Below are 254 nucleotides of genomic sequence, written 5' to 3' on the forward strand. Positions count from 1 at the left end.
GGCACGTTCCTGACCGTGCTGATCAACCCGAAGGTCACCGGTGCCCGGCGGCGGGCCGCGCTGCTCACCGCCGCGAAGGCCGGCACCGACCTCGACCCGGACGAGGCGCACCTGGCCCGGGTCGTCGGGGCGTGTCATGACGACTGTGTAAGCCGGAGGTGGACCAGGATCGACCTGCCTGACTGATCGGGGTAGGTCGGAAAGGGACACCGAATGACGCAAAACCCGACGCTTCGGACTCGCGACGAAGAGCG

Annotated in this window: 1 pseudogene; it reads left to right on the forward strand. The window is 68.5% G+C overall.

The annotated features are described in order from the left end of the window. Positions 1-186: pseudogene (locus tag FMEAI12_RS04720) on the forward strand (hypothetical protein); the annotation flags it as partial. Positions 187-254: the final 68 nt, after the last annotated feature.

This window comes from Parafrankia sp. Ea1.12 (assembly GCF_900465275.1).
Taxonomy (GTDB): domain Bacteria; phylum Actinomycetota; class Actinomycetes; order Frankiales; family Frankiaceae; genus Parafrankia; species Parafrankia soli.